Source organism: Acidobacterium sp. S8 (genome assembly GCF_009765985.1).
Taxonomy (GTDB): domain Bacteria; phylum Acidobacteriota; class Terriglobia; order Terriglobales; family Acidobacteriaceae; genus Alloacidobacterium.
This window is the reverse complement of the sequence record NZ_LMUM01000023.1, coordinates 48,408-74,692: the sequence shown is the minus strand read 5'-3', so window position 1 is coordinate 74,692 and position 26,285 is coordinate 48,408. Positions and strand designations below refer to the sequence as shown.

Genomic DNA, 26,285 nt, shown 5'->3' with positions numbered 1-26,285 from the left:
GCTACTCGGCGTGCAGAACGACCTCGAAGAGCAGCAGGCAGATGGTCGTGTAAATCACGTCGTAACCGGCCAGCATTTTGATCCATAAACTCGGGTCCTGCTCCCCGGTCAGAATGTAGCTCGAAGCCAGTACCATCCCCAGAAGCGCCGGAATAAACAGCGGGAAGAGAATCAGCGGCAGCAGCAGCTCACGGTTGCGCGTGCGTATGGACAGCGCGGCGAAGAACGTTCCATTCACCACAAGCGCCCACGTGCCCAGCGGCAGCACCAGCGCCAGCAGCCAGCCGTTTCCCAGCGCGTGCAGATTGTAAAAAATGATGAAGACCGGGGTGAGGATAATCTCGACGATCGAGACAAAAAGAAAATTCGCCAGCACCTTGCCGAGAAAGAGTGACGATGCCGGAGCAGGCGTCATGCGCTGCGCATCGAGCACCTGGTGGCGCAGCTCGCGTGTCCATGCCTGGTTCAGAGCGGAGACGGAGGCAAACATCGTTGCCACGCAGAGGATTCCCCCAGCAATCTGGCGCGAAGACTCGCGCGTGGGATCGAAGGCGAGGCTGAACAGCACGACCACCAGCAGCGCAAAGAAGAGCATCGAGTTGATGGCGTCTTTTGAGCGCCACTCCAGGCGGATGTCCTTGAGCAGATGAGTCAGGAAGTAGGGGCGTCTCACGACGTGCTCGCTTTCGTGATGTCAGCCGTTATTGCCTGCGAGGCGCGGAGATAATCCGCAGGCGACAGAATCATCTGCGTGCCGCGGATTCCCGCCGAAACCGAAATCACATCAAACAGCTCCAGCGTCTCATCCACATAGACAGGAAAGCTCTTCTTCGCGCCGAAAACAGTAACTCCGCCGCGAATATATCCCGTAAGCGGCTGAATATCTTTGAGCGAAACCATCTCCGCCTTGCGCGCGCCTGCGGCGTGGGCGAGCTTCTTGAAGTCGAGCTCGGCGTTGCCGGGAACGACTGCGAAAACATGTTCTTTCTCGCTGGTGACGCAGAGAAGCGTCTTGAAAACCTGCTCGGGCGGCAGCCCTATTTTTTCGGCGACCAGAATCGCGGAAAAATCTTCCGTGTCGAGCGCATAGTCGCGCAGCTCGTAGTGAACGCCGAGAGAATCGAGATAGCGGGCGGCATTGGTCTTCATGGTCGGAGAGCGGCTGCCTCTATTTTGCCTGTGGTGGTTGCCACGCTGCCTGCAATGAGCGTGATGAGCGCGTCGGCGATCGGCTCGGCCAGCTCACGCTGGTGCGTAGTGAGCACGACGGTGCATCCATCTGCCTTGATGCGCTGCAGCAGGGCGAGCATCTGATGGGCGCTCCCGATATCCATGTTGGAAAAGGGTTCGTCGAGCAGAAGCATTTCGGGCCGCGACAGCAGCACGCGAGCCAGCGATGCGCGCTGCCGCATGCCCTGCGAATACTGACCCACGGGCCGCGTAAGCGCAGGATCGAGCCCCACGCATCGCAACATCTCTTCTGGAGCAAGACAGGGCCGTGTACGGTACAGATCGGCGAAATATCGCAGGTTTTCGATGCCCGTATATTCGTCATAGAGCATCGGCGCATGGCTCATGTAGCCGACACGTTCACGCGCCTCGTCTGGCGATAGTCCGAGCACCGTGATCTTGCCGTACGAAGGCTTCAGAAGCCCTGCCAATACTCGCAACAACGTCGATTTGCCTGCGCCGTTTTCTCCCAGAAGGACATAGCAGCGACCCACTTCAAGCGTAAGCGAAACCTTGCGCAGCGCGGCAAATGTGCCATAGAGCTTCGATATTTCTTCAAGCTGCGCGGTGACAGGCATGGACTAAGGGATTAGTTTACAGGCGAGGCGAAAGGTTTCTGCTGTGAAAACCTCAGCGGAGTGTGACCGCCGAGGTCAGCTCATCGATTTTGCGAAACTGCCTACTTCGAAGCCGCTGTGGTCGGAGCAATGATTGACGCCGTTCCCGTTGCCTGCGCAGCAGCTGGATTCTGGCCCGGAGCAGCAGGCGCATACTTCGAAGCGCATTTCGCTTGCAGTTGCGTGGCATGGAAGACGCCGTCATGCCCAAAAGTGCCGATGGCTAACGCCTGCGCGTTGTCTTTGAATGTATCCGGCGGAGGCTCGTCGCCTTGATAGGCAACGTGCAAGGTACGGGTATTTTCCACGAGAACGAAATCAGCGCCCATGCCCTTGTGCTGAATGGAGCCGGGCTGCACATTTCCGGCGACACGCAGATGCCGGGTGTAAGCCTTGTTGCCCATCCCCTGCAATTCCTGGATGGTGACGTAATAGCTCTTGTTCGCCTGTACCCCGGTAATGGCGAGATAAATGATCGCTCCGAGGATCACGACGATGGCGATACCGACACGCATGCCTTGATTTTTGCTCTTCATGGCTGCATTCATTCTACTGCGGTTTTCCCGGAGTGGGTGCCCCTGCTCGCAAAAGATATGTCGGTTCGGGACACAAGAATAGCGCGGTCCGAAGAAGTTTATAATCGCCTTCAGGATTCATCTCGCATTCATCGAGCATCGAATTACGCAACCATCCTTTTCCAACGAGGTAATTATGAGCGGCAATGGCAACGGCACTCTCCACACCAGTTCGGATGTGCAGTCGACACAGGAAATTCTGAAGCCTCGGGCGGAATGGGTTGAGAAACGCAAAGCCGAGGCGGCACGGACAGGCGACACCAACGTGTCGCAGATGCACTTCGCGCGGCAAGGCAAAATCACCGAAGAGATGGAATTCGTCGCAAAGCGCGAAAACATCTCCGCCGAGCTGATCCGCGATGAAATTGCTGTCGGCCGCCTCATCATCCCTGCCAACATCAATCACCCTGAGCTCGAGCCGATGGCCATCGGCGTAGCCTCGCGTTGCAAGGTCAATGCGAACATCGGCAACTCCGCCGTCACCTCAAATATTGATGAAGAGCTGCGTAAGCTGCACATGGCCGTCCAATTTGGCGCGGACACCGTCATGGACCTCTCGACCGGCGGCAATATCCCTGAAATCCGCGACACCATCCTCCGCCATTCGCCGGTGCCCATCGGTACCGTGCCCATCTACGAGGCACTCAACCGCGTCAAGAAGCTCGAAGACCTCAATATCGACGTCTATCTCGAAGTCATCGAGGAACAGGCACAGCAGGGCGTCGATTACTTCACCGTCCACGCCGGCGTGTTGATTCAGTACGTTCCGATGGTCGCCAAACGCATCACCGGCATTGTCAGCCGTGGCGGGGCAATTCTCGCGCAATGGATGACGCACCACCACCGGCAGAACTTCCTCTACGAGCACTTCGACCGCATCGTGAAAGTCATGGCCAAGTACGATGTCAGCTTCTCGCTCGGTGACGGTCTGCGCCCCGGCTCCGTGGCAGACGCTTCAGACGACGCACAGTTCTCTGAATTGAAAACGCTGGGCGAGCTGACAGCGAAAGCGTGGGAGAGCGATGTTCAGGTCATGATCGAAGGCCCCGGCCATGTGCCGCTCGACAAGATCAAGGAGCAGGTCGACAAGGAAGTGGAATACTGTTTCGGCGCGCCGTTTTATACGCTCGGGCCGCTCGTCACTGATATTGCGCCCGGCTACGACCACATTACCTCGGCCATCGGCGCGGCGATGATCGGCTGGCATGGCGCTTCCATGCTCTGCTACGTCACGCCGAAGGAGCACCTCGGCCTTCCCAACGAGAAAGATGTGAAGGACGGCATGATCGCCTACAAGATCGCCGCCCACGCCGCTGATATTGCCCGTCACCGCCCCGGTGCGCGTGATCGCGATGACGCCATCAGCTACGCCCGCTACACCTTTGACTGGGAGAAACAGTTCGCGCTCTCGCTCGATCCGGAAACAGCGCGTTCGATGCACGACGAAACGTTGCCCGACGACTATTACAAGGAAGCGGCCTTCTGCTCGATGTGCGGGCCGAAGTTCTGCTCCATGAACTGGTCGAGCAAGGTGGACGAATTCAACAAGACAGTTCACGGCCTCGAAAAGGCCGACCTGAGCGGTCTGGTCACATTACAGGCGCAGCAACTGGCAGGCAAAAACTAGCAGCGCGATCGACCACGCAGCACATGCGGAGGGCACCGACGTGCCCTCCGCATTTTTATGGACGCAAGGCTGTCCTTTCTCTTGTCCATTCAAACGCTACGCACAGCGAGTCGGGTCTTTGGAAAACTCCTGCTGGAGAACCCGCGTCCAAGCCAGTATCCAGCAAGACGCGAGCGCGAACCGCAAACAGGAGATAACCGTGACCGATGCATCGGACATACTCGTAGAGAGACTCATCGCATGGGGAGTTGACACAATATTTGGATTGCCCGGCGATGGTATCAACGGAGTTTTTGAGGCGCTTCGCAAGCAGAAGGAAAAGATCCGCTTCATCCATGTGCGGCATGAGGAAGCTGCCGCTTTCATGGCTTGCGCGTATGCAAAGTTCACAGGCCGCCTCGGCGTGTGCATCGCGACTTCCGGCCCCGGCGGTATCCACCTTCTGAACGGACTCTACGACGCAAAGATGGACCATGCTCCAGTTCTGGCCATCACCGGTCTGCAACATAGCGACCTCATCGGGACTTTCACCCAGCAGGATGTGGCGCTGGACAAGCTCTTTATCGACGTCACCTCATACAACGAAAGAGTGATGAGTGGCGCGCACATGGAGAGCGTAGCCGACCTGGCGATTCGTACCGCGCTCACATCGAGAGGTGTGGCCCACATCACGATTCCTGTCGACGTACAGGTACAAGAAGTGAAGAAGGGACGATCCGAGCGTAACCCCGTACATCACACATCGGCGGTTCCCGCGTACTTTGAACAGATGCCGTCGAGGATTGAGCTGGAGCATGCGGCTGACATTCTCAATCGAGGAAGTAAGATCGCGATACTTGCAGGCCAGGGTGCTTTGCACGCCACGCAGGAACTGGAAGAGCTTGCGGAAATGCTGGGTGCGCCGATCATAAAGGCACTCCTTGGAAAGGCGGCAGTTCCGGACGACAGCCCGTATACAACTGGAGGCATTGGCCTGCTTGGTACGGAGCCGTCGCAGGATGCAATCGAAGGCTGCGACACGCTGATGATGGTAGGCACATCATTTCCTTACATTGAGTTTTTACCGGAGCCAGGCTCCATTAAGTGTGTTCAAGTAGACATCGATCCGCAGCGTATCAGCCTGCGGCATCCTGCCGATGTGGCCCTCGTAGGCGATGCAAAAAGCTGCCTGCGCGCGCTGCTGCCACTGCTCCAGAAACATGACATGGGTTTTCTGGAAAAGGCGCAGAAGGCAAAAGCTGAGTGGCTGAAGCTGATGGAAGAACGAGGCACGCGCGACGATAAGCCAATGAAGCCGCAGGTGGTCGGATGGCAATTAGGAAAACGCATTCCATCGAATGCTATCGTGACTTCCGACTCCGGTACGATCACAACATGGTGGGCGCGCTACGTGCCTGCGTTGCGAGGCCAGAAGCATAGTTGCTCGGGAAATCTGGCTACGATGGCTTGCGGTCTTCCATACGCCATCGCTGCGGCAGTTGCCTATCCTGAGCGCCCAGTGTTCTGCATCATCGGTGACGGAGGCTTGAGCATGCTGCTCGGTGAGCTGATCACCGTGGCTGCATATAAGCTGAATATCAAGATCATCGTCATCAAGAACAATACGCTCGGCCAGATCAAATGGGAGCAGATGGTCTTCCTCGGCAATCCTGAATATGCCTGCGATCTCTTTCCGGCAGATTTCGTCACTATTGCTCGCGGATGCGGTATCGAGGCGATACAAATAGAGGACCCTGGAACATGTGGTGCTCAGTTAGACGGTGTCATTGGCAGACCGGGCCCGGTTTTGATTGAAGCCGTCGTCGATGAGTTCACTCCGCCGATGCCGGCAAAAATCAAGGCGTCGCAGGCTTTGAAGCTGGCGGAAGCACTTGTACGCGGCGAGCCGAACCGATCAAAAATTGTGCTCACCAATGCCCACGATAAAGTGCGTGAATTGGTGTAGGGCGCGTCCGCGTTAATTTTCTGTGCCCGACACTATAAAGCGACTGCAAGAAAACGCAGACGCACATAGTCCGCGGTCCATTTGCCGAGATCGTCGCAGAGAGCCGGTTTGAGCAGCTGAACGGCATCGCTCAGAGCATCTTTGCGATGCGCTTCGGGCAGTTGATCAAAGAGTCCGCGTCGGAATGTCTCGAGCCAGCCGCGCATACCGCTCTCCGGCAATGGCGTCGGGCGCGGAATCAACTCGATGTAATGCACATCGAAGCCATGATGCTGCAGGCGCGACTCATAGCTCGCCGGGGTAGGGAAGTAATTGTGCTCGGCGTTGACCGCATCGATTCCATACTTTGAAAACACGGCAAGCAGCGCGACCTGAATCGCAGCGATGTTGCCATGGCCGCCCATCTCGGCTACGAAACGGCCACCGGTCTTCAGTGCGCGATGAACTCCGGCGAGAACCGTATCCTGATTTCGCATCCAGTGCAGCGCGGCGTTCGAGAAGACGGCATCAAATTCGTGATTGAATTCAAGCGCATCCGCACTCATCACCTGAGCGTCAACCCCCTGCTTCTGTGCGGCGTCAACCATGATGGCAGAACTGTCTATGCCTTTCACCTTAGCGCCTGCGGCAGCAATCTTCGCCGTCAGCACACCATCGCCACAGCCCAGATCGAGGACGCGCTCCCCGGGACGGGGATCCAGCAGATCGATAACACCTCCGGCGAGGTCGGCGACGAAGCGCCCATTCAGCGCGTATTGGGTTGCATTCCAGGTTTGTCCGCTCATGGTGGCTATTGTAGGACAGTCGGAATTCCTCTGTTGTCTTTCGTACGAGTGCATTTTTTGATTGACAAAGATATAGGCATAGATTGACTATGCCTATATCGATTATGCCTAAGACAGATATGCCTCCGGGCGCGCTTACTTTGTTGATTCTGAGAGTTCTCCATTCCGGCTCGCTGCATGGCTATGCCATCGCTCAGCGTATTCATGTGCTTTCGAGCGAAGTGCTGGCAGTGGAGGAAGGCTCGCTCTATCCATCTCTGCAGAAGATGCTGCTGAAAGGCTGGGTGACGGCGGATTGGGGCATCTCGGAGACAAACCGGAAAGTCCGCTTTTACCGGCTGACCCCTGCGGGACGCAAGCAGTTGCAGGCGGAGATATCGAGCTATGACCGCGTGACGGAAGCGATTCAAACCATACTGCGCACTGCCTGAGACTGGAGCCTGATCATGGGTGAACTTTTTCGCCGTCTTCGTTATCTGCTGCAACGCCGCCGCCTTGACCGCGAGCTGGAAAACGAAATGGAATTTCATCGCGAGATGGCCGCGCGCGAAGGGCGAAGGAATTTTGGCAACACGCTCCGCCTGCGCGAACAATCGCGCGAGGCGTGGGGATGGACGTGGATCGACCGCCTGCTGCAGGACCTGCGTTACGCCGCACGGATGCTCTGGCGCTCGCCCGGGTTTGCAATCACGGCGATGGTCGTACTGGCCCTTGGCATCGGCGTGAGCGTTACGGCCTTCAGCCTGCTGAACATGCTCGCGCTGAAGCTGCTTCCAGTGCGGGACCCTGCTTCGATTGTGCGGCTGCAACGGCGTTCGCCGGAAAACATTACGTCGGAGACGCCATATACGTCCTTCCTGTTTTACCGCGACCATGTGAAGACCCTCTCTGCTATGTTCGCCACCCTGGGCGCACCAGCAATGGAGATGGATGACGATCTGAAACCTGTCTCCATCAACTATGTAACGGCAAATTATTTTTCTGAACTGGGTGGCGAAGCTGTAACCGGCCGCCTGTTCAATGTGACGCAGGACGCGAGCGCCAACGCGCCACCAGCCGTGGTGCTGGGCTACGACCTGTGGCAGCAGCGCTTTGATGGCGACCCTCACATTGTGGGTAAAGTGATTCGTTTGAATAAGAAGCCGGTAACGGTAGTCGGAGTGACAGACAAGAACTTTGTCAGCGTGGGCGGACAATATTCCGATGTATGGCTGCCGCTTATTCAGCAACCATATTTTGTGCAGGGCAGCACCGCACTCAATGACGCAGCGGGCGGAGCCGGCGTCCGCATGTGGGGGCGGCTGGCCCCCGGCGTTACTGCCAAGATGGCCGAGCAGGAACTTCTCACACTTACCAACGAGCTGCGGAAACAATCTCCAAAGCTGGTGTGGGACAAGGAATATATCCGCAGCGACCCGGGCGGCCATTTGCAGGTAATGCAGCCGGAGATGTATCGCGCGTTTGCCATGATCGCGGCGCTGGTGCTGCTTATTTTTATCGTGGCCTGCACAAACCTTGGTGGATTGATGATGGCGCGCGGAGTGACGCGCGAGCATGAGATCGGCATCCGCCTTGCAATCGGCGCAAGCAGGAAGCGTATTTTTCGCCAGCTGTTCACAGAGAGCGTGCTGCTGGCCCTGCTCGGCTCCTTTGCCGGGCTGGCGCTGAGCTATACCGGTTTGCGCATTATGTGCGCCGTTTTTCCGACACCGGCGTGGATGAGCTTCGCGCCGGACTGGCGCGTCATGCTGTTCACGGTGGGCATGGCATTTCTCGCAGCCGTTTTCTTTGGGCTGGCTCCGTCGCTGCAGATCGCACGGCAACGCCAGCGTAAAACGATGGCGCGTCAGGTTCTGGTGGCGGTACAAATTGCCGCCAGCTGCATACTCCTGATTATCTCCGGCTTGCTGGTGCACGCGGTGCATCACATGCTGTATTCCGAGCCGGGATTCGGATATGAGCAGGTGATCGGCATCAGTCCCGGCCTTGACAGCCATGGCTACAAGCCGGAAGCTGCGACCGCCTATATTCAGACGCTGAAGGCACGCTTACTTGGCACTCCAGGAGTCGCGTCGGTGGCCCTGTCGAAGATATCGCTGCTGGGAAATGGCTTTTCCGCATATATGACGGTCGATATGAATGGCCGAGCGGTGAATGTATATCCCAACTGGATCGACCCCGAATTTTTCAAGACAATGGAAATTCCGTTATTGCGGGGACGGAACCTCTTTCCGGGCGAGACGCATGCTGTAGTCGTGAGCGAGTCATTAGCCCGCAGACAGTGGCCGGGACAGGAAGCACTCGGGAAGAAATTCGGCGACGTTAAAGATCTCGTCGTCGGCGTGGCAGGGGATGCGCGCATCAAGTCACTGAACGATGGCGACGCGACCGAAGTGTACTGGGCGACGCAAGCAACCGACATGCCTTCGATGACGCTGCTGGTGAAAACTGCCGGCGCTCCCGATGGACTCGTCCCGCAGGCAAAATCAATCGTCGAATCGCTCGACCCAAAATTGTTTCCCTACATATGGCTGCTCAAGTCGGGCTTCCGCGACTACACAAAGATTCTGGAAAACACCGCGCTCGGGGCCAGCGTGCTGGGACTCTTGGCGGTCTTGATGGCTGCGGTAGGAATCATCGGCTTGGTAGCCTATGCGGTTTCGCAGCGCACGAAAGAAATTGCGATTCGCATTGCATTGGGGGCGAAGCCATTGCATGTGCTCTCCGTCGTCCTGCGGCAGTTTCTCGTTCCTGTTCTTTGCGGCGCGCTCGCGGGAGCAGCGGTAACGGCCGCTGTTTCGCAATTTCTACGCAAGATTCTTTACGGAATCAGTAATCTGGATCCCATTGGATATGCGGGCGGAATCGGTGTCCTCATTGCCATCGCCACGGTTGCGGCACTGCTACCGGCACGGCGTGCTCTGCATGTCGATCCAGTGCGCGCGCTGCACGAGGAGTAAATGCAAAATACCCCAGGCTAGCTGCAAACCTGGGGTACTCATGTCGAGCTGCCGTTCTTTGGTCGGACTTTTTAGTGAACAACCGACTGGAAGAGCGGCGATTGCAGAAGACTTGAGAACTGGCTGTCTGACGTAGCGAACCTTACCTGCAGGATGCCTGAGTTTGAGTCGATGGTCGTGCTGTCGATAGCTGACTTCTCAATCGCGGTGCCGCTGACCTTTTTGTACATCGCCGCCGCGTTGAGCAGCGACGACATCGTGGCGGCGGTGAAAGTGTCAGGAGTAACGACGTCGAGATTGAATTTCACCCCATTGTTGAAGTTCATGGTGTAACGCGACGCAACCAGGCGCTTCTTAATCGTCTCGTAGTCGGCCAGCTGGGCCGCTTCTCCAAGAACACCACGCATCATCATCTGCGTCCCCTTCTGATCGAGTATGCTCCAGATCGGCTCTGAATCGACACTCGACATTTGTTGCATCATCGTGTCGTTGCTCAGGAAGCTGGGCGCCATGCCATCGCGGGCATCGAGCGCAAACTTGATGGCGTCGCTTGAGCCGAAGACCATCGTCGTCGGATTCAGGAAGCTGACCAGCATGCCGCTGTCGCCCATGGGGTAAATCATGTTGTCGCGTACCTTCGTCGCCTTCACCTTGTGCTTCTTGAAATTGGCGAGAATGTCGGGCAGAGAAAACTGGCCCGAAGCAAGGCCGATGATCTTGGTGCTTTCGCCGCTGTTTGCAGTGCGAAATGCTGCAAAGGCCAGCTCATCGATATCGTGATTGTCGTTGAGGCCCGAGGATTTGAGCGCAGTTTCAAGCTGCTTCAACTCGGGGGGAAGCACGCGGGCTTTCAGGTTCATCGCCGCGTCTGAGTTCTGCATCGCGCGATAATCGACCACGATAAGCTGCTGCACGTCCTTCGGAATTGCGGCACGGGCGTCGCCGCCAAGCTGCGCTGCTCTTGCGGGCAACGATGCGAAGGTGCCCAACGCAAGGGCTGCGGCGAGCGTAAGATTCTTGCCAAACTTCAAATTCATACCTCCGGGTGCACCTATATTCTGTGCCACCCATGTATCTGCTGGAGAAGCAAATTATGCTTGTTACTTCTATTTTAGACTGGCACGGTTCCGTTCCGGCACTGGCCACTCAATAGGACGCTCCAGTTTGCGTTCGAGCAGCTTCTGGTCCGGATCGAACCCATGTAATTGACGCACCCACTCGCTATCCTGCTCAAAAGCGGCTTCCGGGAGCAATCCAATCAGCTCCCCGCGCACCGGCTGCGTGCGATGACGTGCCGCCTGGCGCTTGACGGCAGCATAGGCGTCAGCCACCGAGGTTTGCCGGAAGTCAGTGATATTCATGGAGATCTGCGCCATGCCGTGGGCGACGACACCCATTGCCTTTACGCCGGAGAGGCCGCCTGCGGACGCTCGAATTTCCTTAGCGATAGCCCTTGCCGTGGTGACGTTTTCCGTATCCAGATAGATGTTGTAGGCAATGAGGAATCGACGAGCACCCACGGCAGATGCTCCGGCGGTGGGGTGCAGATCGGGACCGCCTACGTCGGGCCGTCTCGATACTTCCTTGCGAACAGCGTCCCGCAGGCCTTCAAACTGGCCGCGACGCACGTCTTCGAGTAATGCGCGATCGGGCCGGGCCGCGGCTGCTTCATAAAAATAGACGGGTACCCTATAACGCTTCCAGATTTCCATCCCCGCCTGACGAGCGAGCAGGGCACAATGTTCGAGCGAAATGCCGCGCACAGGAACGAAGGGAATGACGTCGGCAGCACCGATGCGCGGATGCACTCCATGTTGCGAGGTAAGGTCGATCAGCTCAGAAGCGCGGCCCGCAGCGCGAATCGCCGCTTCGACGACCGCGGCGGGCGTTCCCGCTATGGTCACTACAGATCGGTTGTGGTCGCCGTCAAGCGACCAGTCTAGAAGCGATACGCCATCAATCTGCATGGCCGAAACGATGGACGCGACCTTGTGAAGGTCTGCCCCCTCGGAGAAATTCGGCACACACTCGATGATCGCGTCGCTCATTTTTTCTTCCTTATTTCCACCAGGTATAGCCGATCTGGAACTGCACGCTTGCATTCACGCCCGGGTTGCGATCGCCAAGCGATGCGCTGGAGATGTGAATCGCATTCGCGGCGAAAGTCACCGACTGCTTCGGCTTCACAAAATAGTGAAAACCAATGCCAAACTGTGGCGTGAAATTCCATACGCTGGTGCCGCCCGGTTCGCCATGGGGCAATTGAATATCAGGCGGATACTTGTGGTTTGTCCAGATTAAGCCGCCGGCACCCTGGAGGAAAGGAGCAAAGCGCTTTCCCGGCTTCAGATCCCAGCGCAGAATAATCGGCGTAATGCTGAGTCCGGTGAAAGTTCCACCGTTGACCGGCAGCAGGACATAGCAGGTTTGTCCGCCGCAATCGTACGGCGTGTTTTGATAATGCGGAGCAGGCGTGAATGACTGCCAGTACGGCATCAGTTCACCCGCGTATTCAAATTGTCCGCGCAGGAAGCTGGGCAGATGCTGGTCCGTGATCACTTTGCCCAGACGGACACCCGCGCTGGTGAAGCTGAAATCGGAGCGGTCACCGACGCCGAAGCCGCCCTGAAAGAACGGGCCAAACTCCCATGGGCGCGTGGCCAGCACAGCCGAAGCCGGGCTGGCATTGGGCGTAGCAAGGGTCTGCGTCGACTGCGAAATGGCCGGAATGGAAAGCAGACTGGTGGCCGCAAGAACGAGAGAAGGGACAAAGTTTTTCAGCATAGTATGTGCGTAATGTTTTTCTGATGCTCCGTGCAGAGTAATGCTTCAACATAAAGGAAGGCCGCCACTGGGGCGGCCCTCATAAATCCTTGCTGCGGCCGCTTCAGCCTGCGACTTCTTCCAGTTGCTTCGCGTCCATGTCGAAATTCGAATAGACGTTCTGAACATCGTCGTGGTCTTCAAGCGTTTCGAGCAGACGAATCATTTGCGATGCCGTTGAGCCTTCGAGCTTGGTATAGGTCGAGGCGATCATCGTAATCTCTGACATGACAGTTTCGAGCTTGGCGTCGCGAATCGCCTGAGCGACAGCCTCAAAGGCCGCTGGCTCGGTGATGATTTCCCAGTTGTCGCCTTCATCGTTGAGGTCGTCGCCGCCCGCTTCGAGGACAATGTTCATCAGCTTGTCTTCGTCAGCTGCGGACTTGGGAACAGCGATGATGCCCTTCTTGGTGAACATGAAGCGCACCGAGCCGGACTCGCCGAGGTTTCCGCCGTTCTTTGAGAAGGCGTGACGAACCTCGCTCACAGTGCGGTTTCGATTGTCCGTCGTTGTCTCGACGATCACAGCGACACCGCCCGGACCGTAACCCTCGAAGGTGATCTCTTCATAGATCGCCCCGGGAAGCTCGCCGGTACCGCGCTGGATAGCACGCTTGATGTTATCCGCGGGCATGTTCTCTGCCTTTGCGGCAGCAACGGCAGTACGCAGTCGCGGATTTCCGTCAGGATCGCCGCCAGCCTTGGCAGCGATGGTGATTTCTTTAATGAGACGGGTGAAGGCCTTGCCACGCTTGGCGTCAAGAGCCCCTTTCTTGTGCTTAATTGTCGCCCATTTTGAATGGCCGGACATGGGAAACCTCGGAAGCTTATATGTTTTGGCGTGCGGCGAAATGCTTGAAAACAGGAATGGTTTTACGCACCCTCCGCAACAGCTAAGTATAGCAGGCGGATTTATCCCGTGGCACCGGGTCGCCGGAGCCGCTGACATCAGGGAGGAGGTCTTCGGCATCCCTATGTACAGAGGTATTTCCCATGCCGGAAAAAGAGACGATGCAACGAGCGGAAGAAGATCTGAAAGAAGGCAAGGCGCCCTCAACAGCAGCCGGAGAGTTCGTCCGCGAAGAGATCGAGCATGTCCGCGAGGGCAAGCATGGCGCACGATCGCCGGAACAGGCCATCGCCATCGGTCTGAGCAAGGCGAGACGAGCCGGGATTCCGCTGCTGCCCCCGAAAAAAGGACACGCAAAGAAATCCACGCAAGCGAGCGCGGAGCGCGATTACAAGAAGGGGCAAGCCGGAGAAACAAAAACATCAGCCAAGCGGTCGTACTCACGAGTGGAGGCCTTAAAGAAGGAGCCTCGCTCTACAGTGTCCCGGCAGGCACTCTCTCTTCATGCGCACAAGGCCTCGCGTTCACGCTGATAGGAATTTGCGTTTTCCACGCCCTGCATCTTCGAGGAGCATCGAGATAGGGGCATGGTTCGGGTAGCGAGGATAGGGCGTGGCTTGGTAGGAGCCGGACTTCAGTCCAATCCTCCGCCCCGTCGCGGGTTACGGGTAGAAGAGCCGGACTTTAGTCCGGCGTCAGCTCGAAATGAAAAGGGCCTTCAGTCCTGGACAACTTAACTTTCAACGGCGCGCTGATTTGCGCGTAAATAACGCTATCGAGCACGATTTCGCGCCTAAAACGCTGTCAAATGCAATCCTGCGTTGCTTCGCATATTAATGGATAGAAGAGCCGGACTTTAGTCCGGCGTCAGCTCGGAAATGAAAAGGGCCTTCAGTCCTGGGCAACTTAGCTTTCAACGGCGCGGAGATTTGCGCGTAAAACAACGCTATGAATCACAATTTCGCGCGTAAAACGCTGTCAGGCGCAACCCTGTATTGCTTCGAATATCACGGGGTAGAGCCAAACTTCAGTCCAATCCTGCTCCTTCGCGTATTACGGGTAGAAGAGCCGGACTTTAGTCCGGCGTCAGCTCGAAAACTGAAAAGGGCCTTCAGGCACGGGCAGCTAACCTTCTCCGAGTCACGGGTAAAACCTGTCAAGCCCCAATTTTCTCTCGGCTCATCTATCTCTCTGATAAGGCAGGATATCTGTTGCAACACCAATTGGCAGAGAATTACCTCAATAAACGCTAAACTGGAAATAGAAGCAAATCAGGCAGAGAGAACAAGGACCCTCCCGTAAATGATTGAAAACACTAGAAACGGCTTAAACCTCTTAAAATCAGCAGCATAGCGGGGGATGATCCCCCGCTATGTGATTGAAAACAAACAAAAGAGGCCGCTCAGGGGAGGGGGAGGGGGCATAAGCGCTAAGATAAGGCTTGGAGCTGGGGTCTCCGTTTGCGGTTTGGTTCGCTCAGAGCCGCAGCCACCTCGTTCCAGTTTTGAAGAACCGTTTGAAGTGGCAGCATAGGAGTAATGGCGGCGAGTACCTGATGGAAGGCGAACTGAAATTCACGCCACTGGCTCGGAGTGCGCGGCTTCCGGAAGGAGGTAGCCCCAGGGGGAAATCGTGCTTCCTACCCGTGCCATCTTCTGACTCAGCAAGGCCACGAACAATTTGCCGTACAACCAGGCGCGGCTGCTCTGGTCATCGTGCTTCGGCACATGTCCGAGCTGGGCGATCGACTTCAATCGCTTAAAGGTCAACTCGATTTGCCATCGCAGCCGGTAAGCCTCCAGGACTTGTTCCGTGCTGGCTTCGGAGGCGGGGAGAGTGGTGAAGACCAGCACATATTCGGCATACTTACGGTTCGCCGGACCTACCCTCTTTCCCTTTTGCTCCTTATCTTTCAACCGACGCTTAGCCCACTCGATGGCGTCCCGGCTCTTGCGAATCGCACAGACCCGTCCGGCGATTCTTTGCCGACCGGATGATGACCGGGCCTGGCCTGGCAGGATCCATACCGGCCACTCTGCCAACTCCCCGGCCTTGCGTAGGCTCGCTAACGATTCGAGCAATGAGAATGAGGCTCCGCGCTCATTCCACAACGGCAGTGCGTAAGGATTCATGCGCACGCAAACGTCCGCATGCTGTTCGACCACCGCCGCAATTCCAGCAGGATGGCAGTAGCCCGCATCGGCCAGCACCAACTCGCCGGGCTGAAACTGAAACCTCCCAAATCTCTCCGCAGCGCCGGCACCATTGGTCGGGGTGAGATCGAAAGAATCGCACTCCAGTGTCGGCAGACGCAGACTGTAATGAATCCGCCACTGGCTTCCCGTCTTGCCCGGTTCTCTGACCACTGTTGCATCCAGCAGTCGCACAGTTCTCCCCTCGAAACCCGGCTGCAATTCCACTCCGTTGTCCTTCCACAACTGCTGGCATAGCTGCCTCAGCCAATCCTCGGCATCCCGCAAACGATTCAACAACGTGACATCGGAGACTTCAGCAATGCCCGCTAACTTAGCCTGCACCGCCGTTTCGCGTAACGACCACCCGCAACCCACATGCAACAGCAAGGTGCGCAGCAACGCTTCCAGCGAAGGAAAGCCGCGCAACCGTTTCACCGCACCGCTGCTCCTGCCCAACTGCCGCCACTCGGAGGGAAACAGGCCCAGTAACACCTGCCAGTCTTCCAGGTCAGACATGCGCTCAGGCTACCCTTCAGCTCAGTAATCAGTCAATACTTATCTTAGCGCTTATGTGGGGGAGGGGGGTACCCGGGATTACGGATGCGGCAGGCTGACCGCATACAGATACCACGCAGCATGCGGAAGCCACTGCTCGGTCCATCTCCAGTCCTCGTCTTTTCCGGTGACGGCAAAGCCCTCGTTGAAGGCGATACCGTCTTCATTATCGGAGGCAGCGGTGACGCCGTTAAGAATCGCGCCCGGAGCGCTCGTGTACTTGTAAGACTTGAAGAACATGTAGGGCGCATTCCCATGGCCGCTGCCCATCAGCATGCTTGAGTCGAACGGATTCCGCCCCAGAATCCAGTGCAACTGGTTCCACGCATATTGTTCTAACTCGGTTTGGAACTTCGGATCGTCCGCGAACAAAGGCGCAGCCATGCGCGCAGCGGCAGCGAGAGAGGCCAGCCGGGCATTCTCACCCTGCCACCACGGAGCAGCTTCCGTGTCATGCGGGAAGAAAAATGCGCTGCGAGTCTTTCCGTCGCCCATGCGAACAAACTGCCGCGCATAACCAAATGGATTGTTCACTTCCGAAGTAACCGAAAGTTCAAAGCGCAGGGAGCGCTCAACAACACCACGGACCTTCGCCTTCGTTGCCGCATCAGCCGTCTCCGCATACTCCAATAGGCTGATCACAGGAAGACCCGCATCCGAAGGATGAAAGTAAGGTCGCGAACCATCATCCGCGCGCCAGTAGTCGCGATAATGACCCTCAGTCGTAAGCCGCGCCATCAGATGCTCGGCCCGTTTGTCGGAAGCAATCTTGTACTTCTGCAGCTTGGAAGCTCGATAGAGTTCGGTCGCTGCCATCAGAGCGCAATAGTCGTCGAGGATGTTCTCTTTGCCATCGTTAAGCAGTTCGGCATTGTGCTTGTCCAGGAAATCAAAAGCCTCTTCCGCAGTTCGCAGGTAAGTGGCTCGCGGAAAGTCTCCATCGGCAGGCATCGTGCTTGCCAGCGCGAGCGCAGCAATCGACATCCCACCGCCGGCGCGGAAGCTGGCCTCATAAGCATGCTGACCATCGGCCGGCTGCAGCCTCTCAGTAGAATCATTGGCGCTCTTCTTGATCTGCGTGCGCCAGTTAGGATTGCCGATCGCGCGATCCTGCGGCAGCTTGTCCTTGCCAGGACCAGTGATGCTCTCGAAGAACGACCCATTCGGCCGTTTGATGCGTACCAGGTAATCAGCGCCGAAGAGTCCTTCGTCGAGCAGGCGTCGCTCGTACTCGCTGAAGTTGTCATCGTGCCGCGCAACCAGTGTCAGGTAGCTCTTCAGCAGGCTCCACGCCACAAGCGGCACCTGCTGCGGATTGAAATAGGAGGTCGGATTCTGATGTGAGAGATGGATCCCATAGTCGCCGGTAGCGTCGTACCAGCCGCCATGCACATCCACAAAGCTGCCGCCTCCAGGAAGCGCCAGATGCCGATCAGCAGCATCGATAAGTCCGCTGGAGCGCTGGCCCTTGAAGTAGTAGACGACATTCGAGAGCGTATCGCGCTCAAGAAGATCATTTTCAATTTCGAAGTCGCAGGAGGTAGCTTCACCCTTATCGGTAGTCGCCTTGAGCGTGTAGTGACCAGACTTTTGCCACGAGGAGAAATCGGCAACCCAAAACAGGCGGCCCTCCCAGGCGTGCACCTCGCCCGCAGCAACCAGATTCCCATGCAGCACAGTCTGTCCGGTTGCAGCGTCGATAAGAGCGAATGTCTGCGGGTGATCGTTCGCGGTACCCTCGATCAAAGCCTGCTTTGTTGCAGCCGATTCATAACCGACCTGATCGACCAGCACTCGAACCTGGCAATAAGCAGTTGGAACAAAAAGGGCTAAATAAATAAAAGTTAGAAACCTGCTGCGCATTCGTATAATTTAGCAGTCTCGAAGGATAGCCTTGCGGTAAAAGATGACGTTACCGGCCATGAAATTACAGAATGTTCGTAACAGGTTTCTGCGGTGTCTTGCACTCGCTTGCGTCACTGGTATTTGCGTTTACGCAGCCACAGTCAATGTTTGGGCGCAGTCACAAGTGATTGCCTACGTATTCCCGCAGCATCAGTTGATTCAGCCAGGTGATATCGCGGCTCGGAAGCTCACCCGCATCAACTACGCCTTTGCCAATCTGCAGGGAGGAAAGATCATCAACGGTTTTGCCGAGGATGACCGGAATATTCCTGCTCTGGTCGCGCTCAAGAAGGAAAATCCATCGCTGAAAGTGCTGGTTTCCGTCGGTGGCTGGCTGTGGTCGGGCAATTTCTCGGATATGGCGCTGACGAAACAGAGCCGGGAATTGTTCATCGACAGCGTGGTTGCATTCATCGACAAGTATCAGCTCGACGGTCTCGATATCGATTGGGAATATCCCGGAATGGTCGGAGCAGGGAATCACTTCCGCCCCGAAGATAAGCAGAATTACACGCAATTGCTTAAGGAGCTTCGCAAGCGCTTCAACCATGAAGAAAAAACGCTGCACCATTCCCTGCTGCTTTCGGTTGCTGCAGGTGCGTCGACCGAGTTTCTGGATCACACCGAAATGGGCGAAGTGCAGAAGTACCTCGATAGCGTCAATCTGATGGCCTACGACTACTACGAGCCGGATTCCGACACAACGACCGGGCACCACGCCCCTCTCTATACCAATCCCAGCGATCCGAAGAAGATCTCAGCCGACCAGTCTGTGCGTGAGTACGAAAAAGCAGGCGTGCCTCCGGCGAAGATCGTCCTCGGCGTTCCGTTTTACGGCCATGTATGGGGACAGGTGCAGGATGTAAACCACGGCCTCTATCAACCCGGCAAGCCAGTCACAAACGCTTTTGCCTCATACGGCAACATTACGGCCACGATGCTGAATCACGGGTATGAGCGTTATTGGGATGCTGCAGCCTCGGCTCCATACCTGTACAGCGCAGGGCAGAAGATATTCGTCTCATATGAAGATCCGGAATCACTCCGCTTGAAGTCGTCCTATGTGCTGGGCCATCAGCTTGGAGGCATCATGTTCTGGGATTATTCAGGTGATCCATCGGGTGCTCTGCTCGACACAATCGATCAGGGATTGCATGTGAACACCTCATCGCAAGGCGGTATGCGCTAATGGCTTCAGTACAAACGGCAGCGGTTGAGATTACGGCCAAGCCTTCTACGCGGCTTGCATCCATCGATATATTCCGCGGCCTCACAATCGCAGTCATGATCTTCGTCAATGATCTGGCAAGCGTGCATGGCCTGCCGTGGTGGAACTATCACATGCCTGCCAATAAAGATGCGATGACCTACGTGGACATGGTCTATCCCTTCTTTCTCTTTATCGTTGGCTTATCGATTCCGATAGCAGTAAAGCAGCGATTGAAGAAAGGATCGACGCTTTCGCTTTGGAAACATGTCTTCATCCGGTCAGCGAGCCTCATTGTTCTCGGTCTTATTCTGGCAAACGCGGAGAAGGCCGACCCGGCGCGCATGGTTATCAATGGCAACGTTTGGGCGCTCACCGCCATGCTCGGAGCGGCGCTGTACTTGAGCATCTATACCGGTTCAGAGCGTGGCGAAAAGGCGCATAGACTATTGCAGGTCATCGGTCTGGCTCTGGTCGTCGCCACGTATGCGATCTTCCGCAGAACCACTCATACCGGAGATGCCGGATGGATTGACGGATCGTATCCTGAAATTCTTGGACTTATCGGATACACATATTTTGCCGTCTCGCTGCTTTATATTCCTACACGCCGATGGCTGTGGGCTCCCCTGGGCTGGCTTGTGGCTCTTGTGACCTTCAATTCGTTATGCATCGCGAAATGGATTGTTCTTCCGCGTCACCTGCCTCTTTACTTCTGGCCTTTCGACAATGGCGCGATGGCATCCATTACGATGGCGGGTATCGTGACCTCCGTTATATTTCTCGGAGATCATCGCTGGAAAGGACTCCGGGATAAGATCATCCTTGCAGTTGCATTCGCCTTTTTAGCCTTGGTGGCAGCCCGACTGCTGACGCCGCTCGGCATTTCGAAGATTCGCGCGACTCCGACATGGAGTCTCTATAGCGTCGGCGCTGCGGTCTTGTCGTTCACGATCCTTTACTGGATCTGCGACGTGAAGAAGCAGACGCGATGGGCTTTCTTTGTACAACCGGCAGGAGCAAATACTTTGCTCACTTATCTGCTGCCGGATTTCTATTACTTTATTCTTGCTGCTGCCGGAATCACTTATTTCGAGGGTCACTTCAATTACGGTTGGCCGGGAGCAGTCAGGGCAGTAATCTTCACAGCGTGCATTCTCGCGATCTCCGCCGTGCTCACGAAATGGAAGGTTCGCCTTCAGCTTTAAAGATCAACAAAGCTTAGACTGGTTGTTCATCGCCGCCTCAGTAAAATAAAGCAGAGACAAACGTTTGTTTTGTTTGAAATTGCTTGACAGCCGTTGAACTCGTTTGGCTCAATAGGAGGGCCATTGCTTTTAACGTTGTATCCCTGTCAAAAGAATGAAGACTCTGATCCTCTCTGGAATTGTTCTGCTTGGCTTTGCTCTGCCGCTCAAAGCAGCCTCGTACTATCCCGCAAAGCTGGATGACCCAAGGGCGGTCTACCTCACCAAAGAACGCTTCCAGGTTCGTGCTGACGGCGTCGCTGATGACAGCTCACCCTTGCAGGCGGCTATCGATAAAGTCGAAGCCGACCATGGCGAGGGTATTCTGTTTATCCCCTCAGGCAGATATCGCATAACACGCACGATCTATGTGTGGCCCGGTCTACGTGTCATCGGCTACGGTGCAACACGCCCCGTCTTTGTGCTCGCAAATAACACTCCGGGATATCAGAAGGACATTGGCTACATGTTCTTCTTTACCGGGGGACGGCCAGGCAGCGGTCGCTGGCGTGGACGTCCCGCAAACGGCGTTCGTCCTCCCATGGAAGGAACGGTACCTGCGAGTAACACGGTCATCGACGCGAATCCCGGAACATTTTATTCAGCGATGAGCAACATTGACTTCGAGATAGGGGAGGGCAATCCCGCGGCCGTGGGAATTCGGTTTCACGTAGCGCAGCATTGTTATCTTGCGCACATGGACTTTCACACTGGTTCGGGATTGTCTGCTTTGAAAGATATTGGTAATGAGGCCGAGGACCTGCACTTCTACGGTGGTGACTACGGCATCATTACTCAGAAACCTTCGCCTGGCTGGCAGTTCACTCTGCTTGATTCCACATTTGAAGATCAGCGGAAGGCCGCCATTAAAGAGCACGAGGCAGGATTGACGCTGATTCACGATCTGTTTCGCAACGTGCCCCAAGCTATCTCCATCGATCCTGACTATGCTGAGGAGCTGTGGGCGAGGGATGTGCGCTTTGAAAATATTAACGGCCCGGCAATAACAATCAGCAATGTGAACAATCCCCGTACAGAGATCAACCTTGAGGACGTTTCCTGCCACCATGTCGGGGTCTTTGCTCTTTTGCGTGAAACCAATAAGCAGATCGCCGGTCCTGGTGAGAGCTATCGGGTTAAGGAATTCTCCCATGGGCTAACGATGAGCGCGCCGGGAACCAGTGGCGCAATCGAGACTCATTTCGATCCTGAGGAATTGAAAGACCTTATTCCATTCGGTCCCTCTGCCATTGCGTCCTTACCGCCCATAGAGTCATGGACGAATCTGCAAACGCTTGGTGCGAAGGGTGACGGTGTCACCGATGACACCGCCGCAATTCAGAAGGCCATCGCAGAGCATCGTGTCCTTTACATTCCGATGGGACATTACGTCGTTACCGACACGTTGAAGCTGCGTCCGGATACAGTTCTGATCGGACTTCATCCCAGCATGACGCAGTTTGATCTCCCGGATGGAACCGCCGCATTCCAAGGGCCGGGCACGCCTAAGCCGCTTTTGGAAGCCCCTGCTGGCGGGCATAATATCGTGACAGGAATCGGCCTTTACACCGGAGGAATCAACAGCCGCGCTGTTGGCGCTATGTGGATGGCGGAGGCGGATTCTCTCATGGACGACGTGCGTTTTCTGGGCGGCCACGGAACGAACGCCGCCGATGGAACTCGCGTTAATCCCTACAACAATACGCATACAGCAGATCCCGACATACATCGCCGGTGGGACGGCCAATATCCAAGCCTATGGGTAACGAATGGCGGTGGTGGAACGTTTGCCAATATCTGGACGCCAAGCACGTTCGCGCAGGCTGGATTATACGTTTCGCATACCAGCACACCCGGCCACGTCTATGAACTCTCCAGCGAGCATCATGTTCGCAATGAGGTGAAGCTGAACCAGGTAGAGAACTGGGAAATTGCCGCGCTGCAGACCGAGGAAGAACGCGGTGAGAGCGGGTTCGCGTTGCCGCTCGAAATTTCGCAATCGAAGAACATCACCATAGCCAACTATCACGGGTACCGGGTTGTAAGTACATATCAGCCCTTTCCATACGCAATTAAGGTTTCGGAATCGCAGGATATCCGCTTTCGCAACGTCCATGTAGACAGCGATAGCAAAGCCGCATTTGATAACTCGGTTTTTGATTCGACGAACGTTGCGGAGGTGCGAGCATACGAGTTCGCCTCTCTCGATGTGCCAGGGCATCCGCGCTCAGCCGGCTCAGATATATCCGCGCCTGTAGTGGAAGCGAATGCAAAGGTAGAGAAGCTGGCCTCTGGATTTTTCAATATTTCCGGCGCCGCCGTAGATGCAGACGGCAAGCTTTATTTCGTGGATGCATACCGGCAGAAAATCTATCGATGGTCACCCGAGACAAGAGAGGCAATCGTCGAGCGCGACAATCCGCTCGACCCCGTGAATCTCGCCTTCGACAAAGCGGGAAATCTGCTGGTCGTTTCTTATCAGGGCAACGGAACTGTCTATGCCTTTAAGCCGGGGACACCGGAAGATCAGATAACGGTACTGCAGCCTGAGGCCGCTACGAATCGACCAGGCATGCTTCCCGTGTTGCCGGTAGATGTGTGGAGCAGCCGGAGCATTCCCGGCGACAGGCCATATCAATATGTGTCACCTGACGGCTCCGTCTTTGTTCCCGCAGGTAAAGATTTTGTACAAGGCGAACTTTACTATGGGACCAAGATGGCCAACGTGCTCCGGGCATTCAGCCTTGCCAAGGCAATACCTGGGCATCCGTTCTACATAAGCGATGAGTCAGAAGAAAGGACTTACAAAGGACAAGTAACCGAAAACGGCACGATTACCGACTTGCAGCTTTTCGCCGAAGCTGGTGGGCAAAGCGTGACGCAGGATGTGAATGGGAATGTTTATCTCGCGGCTGGTCAGGTGCTCGTCTTCAACTCACAAGGCAAGGTGACGGGTCACATTGACGTCCCCGAGAGGCCGATCTGCCTTGCATTTGGCGGCAGCGATCGAAAGACACTGTATATTCTCACTCATGCTTCTCTATATGCGATCCGGACGAATACCGCAGGATTGTAAGATAAACGCAACGAGCCTGGAAAAGACCGCTTAACATTTCCAGCAGGGATCGGGTTGTGGCGCTTCTATGCCAAAGAAAAAACAGGGTAGTGCCGACAATTCGGGTGAGCCAGTAACGCTAAAAGTTCTGGCTGCATACTTAAAGCTTGATCCAGCGACCGTCTCCGTTGTCCTGAACAATGTTCCCGGTCGATCGATTCCTGAAGCGACCAGAGAGCGAATCCGTTCTGCGGCCCGAAAATTTAATTATCAGCCGAGCTTCGTTGCGCGATCGTTGCGGAATCGCCGCACAATGACGATTGGGATCCTCGTACCGGTACTGGCAGATGGTTATCACACTGAAGTCATGAGCGGCATTGGTGATCATCTGCTGGAAGAAAGCTATTTTTATTTCATCGCGCACCATCGGCACCGTGCCGATTTGATCGAGCAATATCCGAACCTGCTGACAAGCCGCGGAGCCGAAGGCATCATCGCCATCGATACTCACCTCAACCACAAATTAACGGTACCAGTCGTCGCCGTGGCAGGGCACAGCAGGATTCAAGGCGTTACAAATGTCGTGCTCGATCACAGCACCGCCGCAGAACTATCCGTTCGGCATCTATACGATCAAGGTCATCGCGCTATCGCCTTTATGCGTGGTCAAATTTACAGTTCCGATTCTGAAGTACGCTGGCAAGCGATTACAAAGGTGGCGCGGGATCTCGGGCTGGCAATCAAGCCCGAGCTTACGATTCAGCTCTCCGAAGATCTGACTTCTCCTGAACTCGGTTATCCCGTCGTACAGCAGTTGCTCGCGCATCATCGCCGCTTCAGTGCCATGATCTGCTTCAACGATATGGCGGCTATCGGGGCGATTCGCGCGCTGCACGACGCAGGGCTTCGCGTGCCGGAAGATATTTCGATCATCGGCTTCGATGATGTTCCGCAAGCCGCGTTTCAGACTCCCAGCCTGACGACCATCAGTCAACCACTGCATGAGATGGGAAAGCTGGCAGCACAGCTGTTGCTTGAGAGATTGAATGGAATGGGCCTCACTTCTCAGGAAGTGGCAGTGAAGCCTCGCCTCATTGTGCGCGAGTCTACATCCCCGCCACGTCACTTACGTGAGAAGGCGGGAACAAGCAAGACTCGCAAGAGAGGCATCTCAAAGTAGACGGCGCTTTGCTACCAGACCAGTGTCGTAACCGAGTCTGGCGGCAGAGAAACGGATAGCGATTCGTCTTTGAGGGTACATTGCACCGTTTGCTCACGGCCTTTGTTTGTCAGAATGAGAACACGGCTGTGGTCAGGGTTTTCGACTGCAAGATGGTCCATGCCTTCCAATTCTCCCCACGACGCGAAGACACGGGCACCTCGTTGAATGGCCTTCGAGTAATGAGCGAAGGCCCAGTACTGACCGCTCTGTGTGATTTCCTGGCTCTTTGAGTTGAGTGTCACCATGCCGCCACAGGAAAATGGACCGATGTTTGGCTTCCCATTTTCGTCCAGGACCAGATTCCAGCTCACGATGCATCTTGCCCAGTTGCGCAGGACACCAGTGAAGGTACTCGACCAGTTTGTCCAATCCGTAGCATAGTCAGGCAGCGTGTAGTCGGGACCGCCCTCCGTCCAGTATGCGTTCTTCTCTGGAAACATATCGTGTACGCGCGTCATCGCAGTTGGCGGTCCGAAATATCCGTGCCATGCTACGCCATCGACATACTTATAGACATCTGGATCGCTCAACTCATCCACAACACGGCCCCACAGATTGTAGTTGTGATCGAGGATCCAGATCTTTGTGTCGATTCCTGCTTTTTGCAAAGCCGGCCCCAGATGGCTCTTCACAAACTCCATCTCGTACTCCTGCCCCCACAGTGCCTGGGGCATACGGCCATCCTGATCGGTATCGACTTCGTTCTGCACCGTCACAGCGCTGACCTTAACGCCTGCGGCTGCATAGGCCTGAAGATACTTTATGAAGTATTGCGCATAGGCATCGAAATATTTATTGCGCATAGATCCGCCCAGCAGGGAATTACCGGCCTTCATCCACGCGGGCGGACTCCATGGAGATGAGAAATAAAATAACTCGGGATTGACCCGTTGGACTTCCTGGAGCGCGGGAAGAATGTATTTGCGATCATGATCGATACTGAAGTGCGTCAGATCCGGATCCGGTGATGAGACGTCATCATAGGTATAGGCATTGAGTGAGTAATCGCTGGAGCCGATTGTCGCGCGGGCAACAGACATGCGAAGCCCGGAGACTCCAAAACACTCTTCCAGTAGAGCTCTCCGTTTAGTGGGATCGAGCTGTTCCAGCAGATAGCATGAGGCATCTGTTAGCGCAGCGCCAAAACCGAGCACCTGCTGATAACGCTGCTCCGGATCAAGGTGAATACTCGTAGCGGATGTCGGCGTTCCGGCACGCCATGCCGGAACTTCGATCGGTACGTAACGTTGCTGCCCGGTCGTGCGCCAGGCGCGGAGAACCGATTCAGTAGATGTAGGTCGAATATTTGCCCACGTAGCTAAAGGCGTCGAAGCGGCCAGGGCCGCCAGCTTAAGGAAATTACGGCGATTCGTCTTATCCATGATTCATCAATAGCTTGCAGCTGGATTTGAATATCACATTCATATCCTCCAAGACAAAGGTTTGTCTATTAAAATTGCAGCAAAAGAATTTCCTTGACAATCGTA

General features: G+C 55.7%; 21 protein-coding genes. 9 read left to right on the top strand and 12 right to left on the bottom strand.

Annotated elements, in window-relative coordinates; genetic code table 11:
• Position 1 precedes the first annotated feature (1 nt).
• The 4 genes from GSQ86_RS08495 to GSQ86_RS08480 all read right to left on the bottom strand — a co-directional run bounded on the left by GSQ86_RS08495 (position 2) and on the right by GSQ86_RS08480 (position 2,395).
• Positions 2–673 carry a heme exporter protein CcmB gene (locus GSQ86_RS08495; protein WP_158749537.1) on the bottom strand — a complete coding sequence of 224 codons (672 nt, stop codon included), beginning with the start codon at positions 671–673 and terminating at the stop codon, positions 2–4.
• Complete coding sequence (gene ybaK, locus GSQ86_RS08490; protein WP_158749536.1) at positions 670–1,149, bottom strand: Cys-tRNA(Pro) deacylase; 480 nt, start codon at positions 1,147–1,149, stop codon at positions 670–672. Before ybaK ends, GSQ86_RS08495 begins: the two co-directional genes overlap by 4 nt.
• The gene (locus GSQ86_RS08485) at positions 1,146–1,808 is read right to left on the bottom strand and encodes an ABC transporter ATP-binding protein (protein ID WP_158749535.1); all 663 of its coding nucleotides are present in this window, start codon (positions 1,806–1,808) and stop codon (positions 1,146–1,148) included. Before GSQ86_RS08485 ends, ybaK begins: the two co-directional genes overlap by 4 nt.
• Positions 1,809–1,909: 101 nt before the next feature.
• Entirely contained in the window at positions 1,910–2,395 is a 486-nt protein-coding gene (locus GSQ86_RS08480; protein WP_371720465.1) for a cytochrome c maturation protein CcmE, read from the bottom strand.
• A 163-nt stretch (positions 2,396–2,558) separates the two neighbouring features.
• On the opposite strand from GSQ86_RS08480, the gene thiC reads away from it, so the two are divergent.
• Positions 2,559–4,049, top strand: coding sequence for a phosphomethylpyrimidine synthase ThiC (gene thiC, locus GSQ86_RS08475; protein ID WP_158749533.1), 1,491 nt, complete (start codon positions 2,559–2,561; stop codon positions 4,047–4,049).
• Positions 4,050–4,248: 199 nt separating this feature from the next.
• Positions 4,249–5,994 (top strand): thiamine pyrophosphate-dependent enzyme, encoded by a 1,746-nt coding sequence (locus GSQ86_RS08470; protein WP_158749532.1) that lies wholly within the window; start codon positions 4,249–4,251, stop codon positions 5,992–5,994.
• Positions 5,995–6,026: 32 nt separating this feature from the next.
• Here the strand turns inward: GSQ86_RS08470 and GSQ86_RS08465 are convergent, their stop codons facing one another.
• The gene (locus GSQ86_RS08465; protein ID WP_158749531.1) at positions 6,027–6,779 is read right to left on the bottom strand and encodes a class I SAM-dependent methyltransferase; all 753 of its coding nucleotides are present in this window, start codon (positions 6,777–6,779) and stop codon (positions 6,027–6,029) included.
• A gap of 89 nt (positions 6,780–6,868) precedes the next feature.
• Between GSQ86_RS08465 and GSQ86_RS08460 the strand changes: the two genes are divergently transcribed.
• Both GSQ86_RS08460 and GSQ86_RS08455 read left to right on the top strand, forming a co-directional pair.
• Positions 6,869–7,210, top strand: a complete 342-nt coding sequence (locus tag GSQ86_RS08460; RefSeq protein ID WP_254062236.1) for a PadR family transcriptional regulator — start codon at positions 6,869–6,871, stop codon at positions 7,208–7,210.
• 15 nt (positions 7,211–7,225) lie between these two features.
• Positions 7,226–9,739 (top strand): ABC transporter permease, encoded by a 2,514-nt coding sequence (locus GSQ86_RS08455; RefSeq protein ID WP_158749530.1) that lies wholly within the window; start codon positions 7,226–7,228, stop codon positions 9,737–9,739.
• Between the two features lie 71 nt (positions 9,740–9,810).
• On the opposite strand, the gene GSQ86_RS08450 is transcribed toward GSQ86_RS08455, so the two are convergent.
• The 4 genes from GSQ86_RS08450 to GSQ86_RS08435 all read right to left on the bottom strand — a co-directional run bounded on the left by GSQ86_RS08450 (position 9,811) and on the right by GSQ86_RS08435 (position 13,373).
• Entirely contained in the window at positions 9,811–10,776 is a 966-nt protein-coding gene (locus tag GSQ86_RS08450; RefSeq protein ID WP_158749529.1) for a hypothetical protein, read from the bottom strand.
• Positions 10,777–10,845: 69 nt separating this feature from the next.
• Positions 10,846–11,787, bottom strand: a complete 942-nt coding sequence (gene ftcD, locus GSQ86_RS08445) for a glutamate formimidoyltransferase (protein ID WP_158749528.1) — start codon at positions 11,785–11,787, stop codon at positions 10,846–10,848.
• A 10-nt stretch (positions 11,788–11,797) separates the two neighbouring features.
• Positions 11,798–12,523, bottom strand: coding sequence for an acyloxyacyl hydrolase (locus GSQ86_RS08440; protein ID WP_158749527.1), 726 nt, complete (start codon positions 12,521–12,523; stop codon positions 11,798–11,800).
• 103 nt (positions 12,524–12,626) lie between these two features.
• A complete protein-coding gene (locus GSQ86_RS08435) occupies positions 12,627–13,373 on the bottom strand; it encodes a YebC/PmpR family DNA-binding transcriptional regulator (protein ID WP_158749526.1) in 747 nt (248 codons plus the stop codon).
• A gap of 200 nt (positions 13,374–13,573) precedes the next feature.
• On the opposite strand from GSQ86_RS08435, the gene GSQ86_RS08430 reads away from it, so the two are divergent.
• Complete coding sequence (locus tag GSQ86_RS08430; protein WP_216841062.1) at positions 13,574–13,945, top strand: DNA-binding protein; 372 nt, start codon at positions 13,574–13,576, stop codon at positions 13,943–13,945.
• A gap of 1,041 nt (positions 13,946–14,986) precedes the next feature.
• Here GSQ86_RS08430 and GSQ86_RS08425 read toward each other — a convergent pair.
• Positions 14,987–16,123 (bottom strand): IS4 family transposase, encoded by a 1,137-nt coding sequence (locus GSQ86_RS08425; RefSeq protein ID WP_158749524.1) that lies wholly within the window; start codon positions 16,121–16,123, stop codon positions 14,987–14,989.
• A gap of 78 nt (positions 16,124–16,201) precedes the next feature.
• Positions 16,202–17,956: a glycoside hydrolase family 9 protein gene (locus tag GSQ86_RS08420; RefSeq protein WP_254062235.1), complete on the bottom strand. Its 1,755-nt coding sequence runs from the start codon at positions 17,954–17,956 to the stop codon at positions 16,202–16,204.
• Between the two features lie 127 nt (positions 17,957–18,083).
• On the opposite strand from GSQ86_RS08420, the gene GSQ86_RS08415 reads away from it, so the two are divergent.
• The 4 genes from GSQ86_RS08415 (at position 18,084) to GSQ86_RS08400 (ending at position 24,756) form a co-directional block, all read left to right on the top strand.
• Positions 18,084–19,256, top strand: coding sequence for a glycoside hydrolase family 18 protein (locus tag GSQ86_RS08415; RefSeq protein ID WP_254062234.1), 1,173 nt, complete (start codon positions 18,084–18,086; stop codon positions 19,254–19,256).
• Positions 19,256–20,482 (top strand): DUF5009 domain-containing protein, encoded by a 1,227-nt coding sequence (locus GSQ86_RS08410; protein WP_158749521.1) that lies wholly within the window; start codon positions 19,256–19,258, stop codon positions 20,480–20,482. The genes GSQ86_RS08415 and GSQ86_RS08410 overlap by 1 nt, the downstream gene beginning before the upstream one ends.
• A gap of 154 nt (positions 20,483–20,636) precedes the next feature.
• A complete protein-coding gene (locus tag GSQ86_RS08405; protein ID WP_158749520.1) occupies positions 20,637–23,597 on the top strand; it encodes a glycosyl hydrolase family 28-related protein in 2,961 nt (986 codons plus the stop codon).
• A 67-nt stretch (positions 23,598–23,664) separates the two neighbouring features.
• Entirely contained in the window at positions 23,665–24,756 is a 1,092-nt protein-coding gene (locus tag GSQ86_RS08400) for a LacI family DNA-binding transcriptional regulator (protein WP_158749519.1), read from the top strand.
• Positions 24,757–24,767: 11 nt separating this feature from the next.
• On the opposite strand, the gene GSQ86_RS08395 is transcribed toward GSQ86_RS08400, so the two are convergent.
• Positions 24,768–26,180: a glycoside hydrolase family 30 beta sandwich domain-containing protein gene (locus tag GSQ86_RS08395; RefSeq protein WP_158749518.1), complete on the bottom strand. Its 1,413-nt coding sequence runs from the start codon at positions 26,178–26,180 to the stop codon at positions 24,768–24,770.
• Between the last annotated feature and the right edge of the window lie 105 nt (positions 26,181–26,285).

What these genes read in the sequence shown, in the direction of transcription:
- ybaK (WP_158749536.1), bottom strand. Translation starts at nt 1,149, where the DNA reads ATGAAGACCAATGCCGCCCGCTATCTCGATTCTCTCGGCGTTCACTAC.
- GSQ86_RS08485 (WP_158749535.1), bottom strand. Translation starts at nt 1,808, where the DNA reads ATGCCTGTCACCGCGCAGCTTGAAGAAATATCGAAGCTCTATGGCACA.
- GSQ86_RS08480 (WP_371720465.1), bottom strand. Translation starts at nt 2,395, where the DNA reads ATGAATGCAGCCATGAAGAGCAAAAATCAAGGCATGCGTGTCGGTATC.
- thiC (WP_158749533.1), top strand. Translation starts at nt 2,559, where the DNA reads ATGAGCGGCAATGGCAACGGCACTCTCCACACCAGTTCGGATGTGCAG.
- GSQ86_RS08465 (WP_158749531.1), bottom strand. Translation starts at nt 6,779, where the DNA reads ATGAGCGGACAAACCTGGAATGCAACCCAATACGCGCTGAATGGGCGC.
- GSQ86_RS08460 (WP_254062236.1), top strand. Translation starts at nt 6,869, where the DNA reads ATGCCTATATCGATTATGCCTAAGACAGATATGCCTCCGGGCGCGCTT.
- GSQ86_RS08455 (WP_158749530.1), top strand. Translation starts at nt 7,226, where the DNA reads ATGGGTGAACTTTTTCGCCGTCTTCGTTATCTGCTGCAACGCCGCCGC.
- GSQ86_RS08450 (WP_158749529.1), bottom strand. Translation starts at nt 10,776, where the DNA reads ATGAATTTGAAGTTTGGCAAGAATCTTACGCTCGCCGCAGCCCTTGCG.
- ftcD (WP_158749528.1), bottom strand. Translation starts at nt 11,787, where the DNA reads ATGAGCGACGCGATCATCGAGTGTGTGCCGAATTTCTCCGAGGGGGCA.
- GSQ86_RS08440 (WP_158749527.1), bottom strand. Translation starts at nt 12,523, where the DNA reads ATGCTGAAAAACTTTGTCCCTTCTCTCGTTCTTGCGGCCACCAGTCTG.
- GSQ86_RS08435 (WP_158749526.1), bottom strand. Translation starts at nt 13,373, where the DNA reads ATGTCCGGCCATTCAAAATGGGCGACAATTAAGCACAAGAAAGGGGCT.
- GSQ86_RS08430 (WP_216841062.1), top strand. Translation starts at nt 13,574, where the DNA reads ATGCAACGAGCGGAAGAAGATCTGAAAGAAGGCAAGGCGCCCTCAACA.
- GSQ86_RS08425 (WP_158749524.1), bottom strand. Translation starts at nt 16,123, where the DNA reads ATGTCTGACCTGGAAGACTGGCAGGTGTTACTGGGCCTGTTTCCCTCC.
- GSQ86_RS08415 (WP_254062234.1), top strand. Translation starts at nt 18,084, where the DNA reads ATGAAATTACAGAATGTTCGTAACAGGTTTCTGCGGTGTCTTGCACTC.
- GSQ86_RS08410 (WP_158749521.1), top strand. Translation starts at nt 19,256, where the DNA reads ATGGCTTCAGTACAAACGGCAGCGGTTGAGATTACGGCCAAGCCTTCT.
- GSQ86_RS08405 (WP_158749520.1), top strand. Translation starts at nt 20,637, where the DNA reads ATGAAGACTCTGATCCTCTCTGGAATTGTTCTGCTTGGCTTTGCTCTG.
- GSQ86_RS08400 (WP_158749519.1), top strand. Translation starts at nt 23,665, where the DNA reads ATGCCAAAGAAAAAACAGGGTAGTGCCGACAATTCGGGTGAGCCAGTA.
- GSQ86_RS08395 (WP_158749518.1), bottom strand. Translation starts at nt 26,180, where the DNA reads ATGGATAAGACGAATCGCCGTAATTTCCTTAAGCTGGCGGCCCTGGCC.